Source organism: Paracoccus ravus (assembly GCF_004522175.1).
Lineage (GTDB): Bacteria > Pseudomonadota > Alphaproteobacteria > Rhodobacterales > Rhodobacteraceae > Paracoccus > Paracoccus ravus.
Genome location: NZ_SDEB01000006.1, coordinates 186,001 through 192,772 on the forward strand (window position 1 = coordinate 186,001; position 6,772 = coordinate 192,772).

The following is a 6,772-nucleotide window of genomic DNA, read 5'->3' on the forward strand; positions in this document are numbered from 1 at the left end:
GAGGTGAACATGACCAAGACCCGCATCGAACATGATTTGCTTGGCGATCGCGAGATCCCTGCCGAGGCTTACTGGGGTGTCCACACCCTGCGCGCGGTTGAAAACTTTCCGATCACCGGCCGTCAGGTTGGCGAGATCCCGGAACTCGTGCGTGCGCTCGCCGCCATCAAGCAGGCCGCCGCGCTGGCCAATGCCGATCTGGGCCTGCTTTCGCCCGAGCGCCGCGATGCCATCGTCGCCGCCTGCGAGGAAATCCGCGCCGGAAAGCTGCATGACCAATTCGTCGTCGACCAGATCCAGGGCGGCGCGGGCACGTCGACCAACATGAACGCCAATGAGGTCATCGCGAACCGCGCGTTGGAAATCATGGGTCACCAGAAGGGTGAGTTCAAATACCTGCACCCGAATGAACATGTGAACATGAGCCAGTCGACCAATGACGTCTATCCGACGGCTTTGCGTCTGGCCTCGTGGAAGGGTCTGCAAAAGCTGATCCGGCAACTGGCATCGCTGCGCGGTACCTTCGAGGAAAAGGGCGCCGAGTTCAACGACATCCTGAAGATGGGCCGCACCCAGCTTCAGGAAGCCGTGCCGATGACGCTCGGTCAGGAATTCAACGCCTTCGCCATCACCATCGGTGAGGATGAGCAGCGTCTGGCCGAGGCAGCGGGGCTGATCTGCGAGATCAACCTTGGCGCCACCGCCATTGGCACCGGCATCACCGCCCATCCGGAATATGCCGAGCGCGTCCGCGCCCGTCTGGCCGAAATCACCGTGATCCCGGTCGTCACCGCCGCCGACCTTGTGGAAGCAACGCAGGATTGCGGCGCCTTCGTGCAGACCTCGGGCGTGCTGAAGCGCGTCGCGGTCAAGATCTCGAAGATCTGCAACGACCTTCGTCTGCTGTCTTCGGGCCCGCGCGCCGGCTTCAACGAGATCAACCTGCCCGCCATGCAGGCCGGTTCCTCGATCATGCCGGGCAAAGTGAACCCGGTGATCCCGGAAGTGATGAACCAGATCTGCTTCGAGGTCATCGGCAACGATGTCACCATCACTATGGCAGCCGAGGGTGGCCAACTGCAGTTGAACGCCTTTGAACCGGTCATCGCCTATTCGATGTTCCGCTCCGTCGATCACCTGGTTGCCGGTCTCGATACGCTGGAAAAGAACTGCGTCCGTGGCATCACCGCCAATCGCGACGTGCTGAAGGAAACCGTGCGCCGCTCGATCGGCATCGTCACCGCGCTGAACCCCTATATTGGTTACGCGGCGGCGACCGAAGTCGCGACCGAGGCCCATCTGACGGGGCGCGGCGTCTATGAGCTTGTCCTTGAAAAGGGCCTGCTGCCGAAAGAGCGTCTCGATGAGATCCTGCGCCCCGAAGTGCTGACCCGCCCCGTCCTCTTCGTCGCATAAGGCGCAACGAAATCCCCTGCCCCCAGGGGAAAAGCGGCCCCGGCTGAGATCAGCCGGGGTCGCTTTCTATTTCATCCAGCAGGAAAGCGCGGAATTTGCGGATTGCGGGCCGGTTCCGTCGCCCCTGCGGATAGACCAGCCAATAGCTGCGCCCGTTATCCGAGACTTGCGGGAAGGGCTGGATCAGGCTGCCACTCGCCAGCTCATAGCGGAAAAAGCGCGGCGTCAGCAGCGCCACGCCATAGCCCGCCAAAGCCGCACGCGCCTCATGCAGATCGGTGCTGAGCGTCAGGCCGGGCTTGGGGCGCTTTTCCCAGAAATCCACGCCTGCCTCGCGCATCCAGACCATCCAATTCGGGTCCGAGGCATCCAAGAGCGGCAGCTTCAGCAGGTCGGACGGCTTGCGCAGATCGTGTTTCCGCGCCAGTTCCGGCGACAGCATCGGGGTATATTCGACCTTCATCAGGTGATGCGAGGTCAGCCCCGGCCACTCGCCCGAACCGGCACGGATGGCCACACTGATATCCTCGCGCGCGAAATCGATCAGATTGTCATTGGTTTCCAGCCGCACGGCGAGGTTCGGATTGTTCATCTGAAACTTGCCCAAACGCGGCGAAAGCCAAGCCCCGGCGAATGTCGGCACGGTCGAGATCGACAGGGTCGTGACCGCATCCGCCGAAGGCTCGGAAAATGTCTCGCGCAGCAGGTCGAAGGCCTCGATGGTCGGGCGCGCAAACAGCGCCCCGGTCTCGGTCAGGGCGATCTCGCGGGGCTTGCGCAGGAACAAGGGCGCGCCAAGACGCTCTTCGAGCAGGCGGATCTGATAGCTCACGGCGGCCTGAGTCATGCCCAGTTCTTCGGCGGCGCGGGTGAAACTCAGATGGCGGGCCACTGCCTCGAAGGCGCGCAGCGCGGCAAGCGGCGGGATGGACATAAGGCAACCTTATGGATGCGTGCAGAGGCTTTGTTGGTCAAAACGCCGCAACAGTAGCACCTTGGCATTCCATCAACCACATTGCATTGCGAGGAAAAGGCAATGTTTGCGAGTGCAACGAAGCGGCAGCCGCATGGGCTTGCCGACCGGCTCCTGACGCTTATCGGCCTGCGGGAGCAGATCAAACCGAACCAATGTGTCAGCGAAACCGATCGCTTCGCTGCACTGGATGACCCGGCCACACGAAAGGCGCTGGCCGAATTGCCACCGCATCTTTTGCGCGATGTCGGCGTCAACGTCGAGCAGCCCAGGCATGACATGATGCAAGTGGGCGACTCGCTGCGCAAATACCTCTGGTAAGGGCTCAGACGAGCCCTTCGCAGAAGCGGCGGATGCGGTCACACGCATCCGTCAGCACCTCGTCCGAGGTTGCATAAGAGACGCGGAAATGCGGGCTCAGCCCGAAGGCCGCGCCAAAGACCACCGCCACGCCCATCTCATTCAGAAGCGCCGTCGCAAAAGCCTCGTCATCCGAAATCAGCACCCCACCCGCCGAGGTCTTGCCGATCACGCCCTTGATCGAGGGATAGACATAGAAGGCCCCCTGCGGCACCGGGCAGGTGATGCCCGGACAGGCATTGAGCCCCGCCACCACCAGATCGCGCCGGCGCTGGAAAACCTCGCGGCTGGTCGCGAGGTAATCCTGCGGCCCCTCAAGTGCGGCCAGCGCGGCATATTGGCTGATCGAGGCCGGGTTCGTCGTCGATTGCGATTGCAGCTTGCTCATCGCGCGGATCAGCTCGACCGGCCCCGCGCCATAGCCGATGCGCCAGCCGGTCATGGCATAGGATTTGCTGACCCCGTTCATCGTCAACGTGCGCGATTTCAATGCCGGTTCGACCTGCGCAGGCGTCACGAATTTGAAATCGTCAAAGACCAGATGTTCGTAGATATCATCCGCCAGCACCCAGACATGCGGATGGCGCAGAAGCACATCGGTCAGCGCGCGCATCTCGGCCTCGGCGTAGCCTGAGCCGGTCGGGTTCGAGGGCGAGTTCAGGATCAGCCATTTCGTCTGAGGCGTGATCGCGGCCTCAAGCTGCTCGGGCGTGATGCGATAGCCACTTTCCATCCCCGCCTCGACGATGACGGGCGTGCCGCCTGCCAGCAGCACCATATCGGGATAGCTGACCCAATAGGGCGCGGGGATGATCACCTCATCACCCGGGTTCAGCGTCGCCATCAGCGCGTTATACAGGATCTGCTTGCCGCCGGTGCTGACCGTGATCTCGGAGGGCGCGTAATCCAGTCCGTTCTCGCGGCGGAATTTCTCGCTGATCGCGCGGCGCAGCTCGGGAATGCCGTCCACCGCGGTATAGCGGGTATGGCCCGCGTCGATCGCGGCCTTGGCGGCCTCGCGGATATGTTCGGGCGTGTCGAAATCCGGCTCACCGACCGAAAGGCTGATGATATCCTTGCCCTCGGCGGCCAATTCGCGGGCAAGCCCGGTAATGGCGACGGTGGGCGAGGGTTTGACGCGGGCGAGCGTCTGGGACAAAAGGCGCATCGAATTCATCCTGCGGCTGGGCTGCCCGAAGTCATAGGCGCGCCGCCGCAGACAGACAAGCCAAGGGTTGTGGAATGGACGAAGCAAGGCTCAAGCGGCTGCGGATGCGCAGCTGGCGTCGCGGCATGAAGGAGATGGACCTGATCCTCGGGCCCTTCTCGGATACCGAGCTCGAAACCCTCGCCCCCGAGGAGATCGACATCTACGAGGCGCTGCTCAACGAGAATGATCAGGACCTCTATCCCTGGATCACCGCCCGCATCTCGGGCACGCATCCCGGCCCCGAGGCGCTGGTGGCGCTATTGGACCGCATCGCGGGCTTTGCCACGGATCGCCTGACCCCCAAATCCTGAAATTTTTAGGCATCGGGCAGAATTCGCGGGGAAATTAACCGCGTATTCGGGATTTTCCCCCAAGGTCATGCGGGACATGATTTTGAACGGGATAATCCGATGCCCCATGCCAGCCCCAGCCCGATCCGGCAGGCGCCCGCACTGCGGCCCGCCCCCGGCGTGGCGCAGGCCGATGCCTATCTTGAAAGCCTGCAACTGCTGGAACGGCTGCACCGCCTGCTTCTCGATCTTGTCAAAGACGAGTTCGAGCGGCTCGGCCGCTCGGATCTGACCCCGGTGCAGGCCTTGCTGATCTATAACCTGGGCGGGTCAGAGGTGACTGCGGGTGAATTGCGCACGCGCGGCATGTATCAGGGCTCGAATGTCAGCTACAATCTCAAGAAGCTGGTCGAGCTTGGCTATCTCAGCCATGAGCGATGCGACATGGACCGCCGCTCTGTCCGGGTTCGACTGACCGAAGCGGGGCAAGCGGTGCGGGATTGCGTGGCGGATGTCTTTGGCCGACATGCCGAGGGGCTGGGCCTTTCGGGGGTTCTCGACGATCCGCCGATCGAGACGGTGAACCTGCAATGGCGGCGGATCGAGCGCTATTGGCTGGAACAGATCCGCTACATTTATTGAGATCCGGCCCGCCCGAAAACGGGCCGGGACGCCCTCACCAATGACCGCTATTCTCCATGCTGGCCCAGGGCTCCTGCGGCGGCAGATGATCCCCCTCTTGCAGCAGTTCGATGGACACATTGTCGGGGCTGCGCACAAAGGCCATATGCCCGTCGCGCGGCGGGCGGTTGATGGTGATGCCCGCATCCATCAGCTTCTGGCACAGGTCGTAGATATTCTCGACCCGATAGGCGAGATGGCCGAAATGCCGACTGTCCGAGGGCAGGCCTTCGTCCCCATCCCAGTTCCAGGTCAGTTCGACCGGACAATCCGGCTGTTCCGGCGGGGCCATGAAGACCAGCGAAAAACGGCCCTTGTCATTGTCGATGCGACGGATCTGCTCGAGCCCGAGAAGCCGATAGAAGGCCATCGACTGTTCCAAGTCCAGAACGCGCACCATCGTGTGCAGGTAACGGATCTTCATCTGCTTATCTCCTCTGTTCGCGCCGCAGGATGTCAGCTTGATGCGGCCTGAGCAACCGGCCATCGGCCTACCCGCCAGAAGGGCGAGAGGCCGGGCTTCCGGACCGGAACTTCCGAGAAACCGGCCGAGAATTGCGCGACAAGGCGTTCTACGGCCTCTGGCCCATCTTGCCGCGCATGCAGGCTGATCGCTGACGCGGCCCCGCTCGAGGGCGGTCCGGACTGACCTGCCCCCGATCTAGCCCAAGCGACCTATGCCACGAACGGTCGCGCCATGTCGCTCTCCGGGATCCCGCCCGGATGATGGCGCGATCCGCTTCGCTTGCGAGACGGATGACGGGCGGCGGAACCCGTCGAGCTTCCCTGCCCCGCGACAGGTTCGTGGCGACAGGGCTGCCCAGGCAAGCCGAGATGCGATCCGCATACGGATGGGTCAGGGTTCGGGGGTCCGGTGCGGGGCGCACGCAGGCCATCAGCGCCTTGGGCATCCTCGCCGCGATCATCGAGTCAGATCGAGGCGGGTCCGCGCGTCCAAGCCCCTATAGGCAGGCAAGATTCGCGCCTAGCATTACAGTTTCATTTTTGCGGCGGCTTGATGGGCTCTTCTTCAGATTGACCAGGCGATGATTTGGGTTGACTGGATCTGACGCTGGGCCATGCGGTTCGCGATGCGCCGGATTTCCTGGATCGACCAGCGGAACAGTGCTGGTGTCTTGCCCTCGTCTTGCGCATCGTTTTTTGGGCGGCGCGGCATTGGCATGATGGCGGATGTTGGCCATCATCGCGAAGGCCAGCATGACCAGCGAAACATGCCGGTGCCAGCCATGCCAGGAGCGAGTCTCGTTATGATCGAGGCCGAGTTCGTTCTTCGCGGTCTCGAAGCTGTCCTCGATGGCCCATCGATGCCCTTCGACGCGGACCAGCGCCTCCATCGTGGTGCCCCCCGGCGACCACGTGGTGAAGAAGCCTAGATCACCATCGGCAAGATTGCGGCGGATCAGCAGGCCCCGGGTCCAGACGCCGCTGAGAACAGCATTGAATTCGCCGGCGTCGAGATCGGCGAGATCAAGATAGGCCCAGTCGTGAACCCGCTCGCCCTTCGTGCCCGTGCCGGCCGAAAGGCGCTGCCACGCCTCCGGCGGCAAGTTTTCCGCGATGCTCCCGGCCGTCCCGCTGACGGCATAGGCTTTCTCCCAGGAATTGAAGGCGTGCTTGGAGCTGACGCCCAGGACATAGCCTTTTCCAGCGCGGCGTAGCGCTATTTCGATATCGCCAACGCCATAGACGCTGTCGGCAGCCACCCAGGAAAATGGAACCTTGGCCGAGAGCGCCCGCTCGATCATGCTGCGCGCGATGGCAGGTTTCGTGGCGAATTCCACCTCCTCGGGCACATGGGACCGGCTTCGTCTGACCTGGTCT

At 62.8% G+C, this 6,772-nt stretch carries 7 protein-coding genes and 1 pseudogene; 4 read left to right on the forward strand and 4 right to left on the reverse strand.

Going from position 1 to position 6,772, the window contains the following annotated elements:
• The first annotated feature begins 9 nt into the window (after positions 1-9).
• Positions 10-1,416: an aspartate ammonia-lyase gene (aspA, locus tag ESZ60_RS07580; RefSeq protein ID WP_134679830.1), complete on the forward strand. Its 1,407-nt coding sequence runs from the start codon at positions 10-12 to the stop codon at positions 1,414-1,416.
• Positions 1,417-1,465: 49 nt separating this feature from the next.
• Here aspA and ESZ60_RS07585 read toward each other — a convergent pair whose 3' ends face one another.
• Positions 1,466-2,350 carry a LysR substrate-binding domain-containing protein gene (locus ESZ60_RS07585; RefSeq protein WP_134679831.1) on the reverse strand — a complete coding sequence of 295 codons (885 nt, stop codon included), beginning with the start codon at positions 2,348-2,350 and terminating at the stop codon, positions 1,466-1,468.
• A 102-nt stretch (positions 2,351-2,452) separates the two neighbouring features.
• Here ESZ60_RS07585 and ESZ60_RS07590 point away from each other — a divergent pair, with 102 nt between their 5' ends.
• Positions 2,453-2,710, forward strand: coding sequence for a DUF1127 domain-containing protein (locus ESZ60_RS07590; RefSeq protein ID WP_134679833.1), 258 nt, complete (start codon positions 2,453-2,455; stop codon positions 2,708-2,710).
• A gap of 4 nt (positions 2,711-2,714) precedes the next feature.
• On the opposite strand, the gene ESZ60_RS07595 is transcribed toward ESZ60_RS07590, so the two are convergent.
• Entirely contained in the window at positions 2,715-3,917 is a 1,203-nt protein-coding gene (locus ESZ60_RS07595; protein WP_134679834.1) for a pyridoxal phosphate-dependent aminotransferase, read from the reverse strand.
• A 74-nt stretch (positions 3,918-3,991) separates the two neighbouring features.
• Between ESZ60_RS07595 and ESZ60_RS07600 the strand changes: the two genes are divergently transcribed.
• Positions 3,992-4,270: an FAD assembly factor SdhE gene (locus tag ESZ60_RS07600; RefSeq protein WP_134679836.1), complete on the forward strand. Its 279-nt coding sequence runs from the start codon at positions 3,992-3,994 to the stop codon at positions 4,268-4,270.
• 99 nt (positions 4,271-4,369) lie between these two features.
• Positions 4,370-4,891, forward strand: a complete 522-nt coding sequence (locus ESZ60_RS07605; protein WP_134679838.1) for a MarR family winged helix-turn-helix transcriptional regulator — start codon at positions 4,370-4,372, stop codon at positions 4,889-4,891.
• 34 nt (positions 4,892-4,925) lie between these two features.
• On the opposite strand, the gene ESZ60_RS07610 is transcribed toward ESZ60_RS07605, so the two are convergent.
• A complete protein-coding gene (locus ESZ60_RS07610; RefSeq protein WP_134679840.1) occupies positions 4,926-5,354 on the reverse strand; it encodes a VOC family protein in 429 nt (142 codons plus the stop codon).
• A gap of 730 nt (positions 5,355-6,084) precedes the next feature.
• Positions 6,085-6,772 (reverse strand): annotated as a pseudogene (locus ESZ60_RS07615) (IS701 family transposase); the annotation flags it as partial.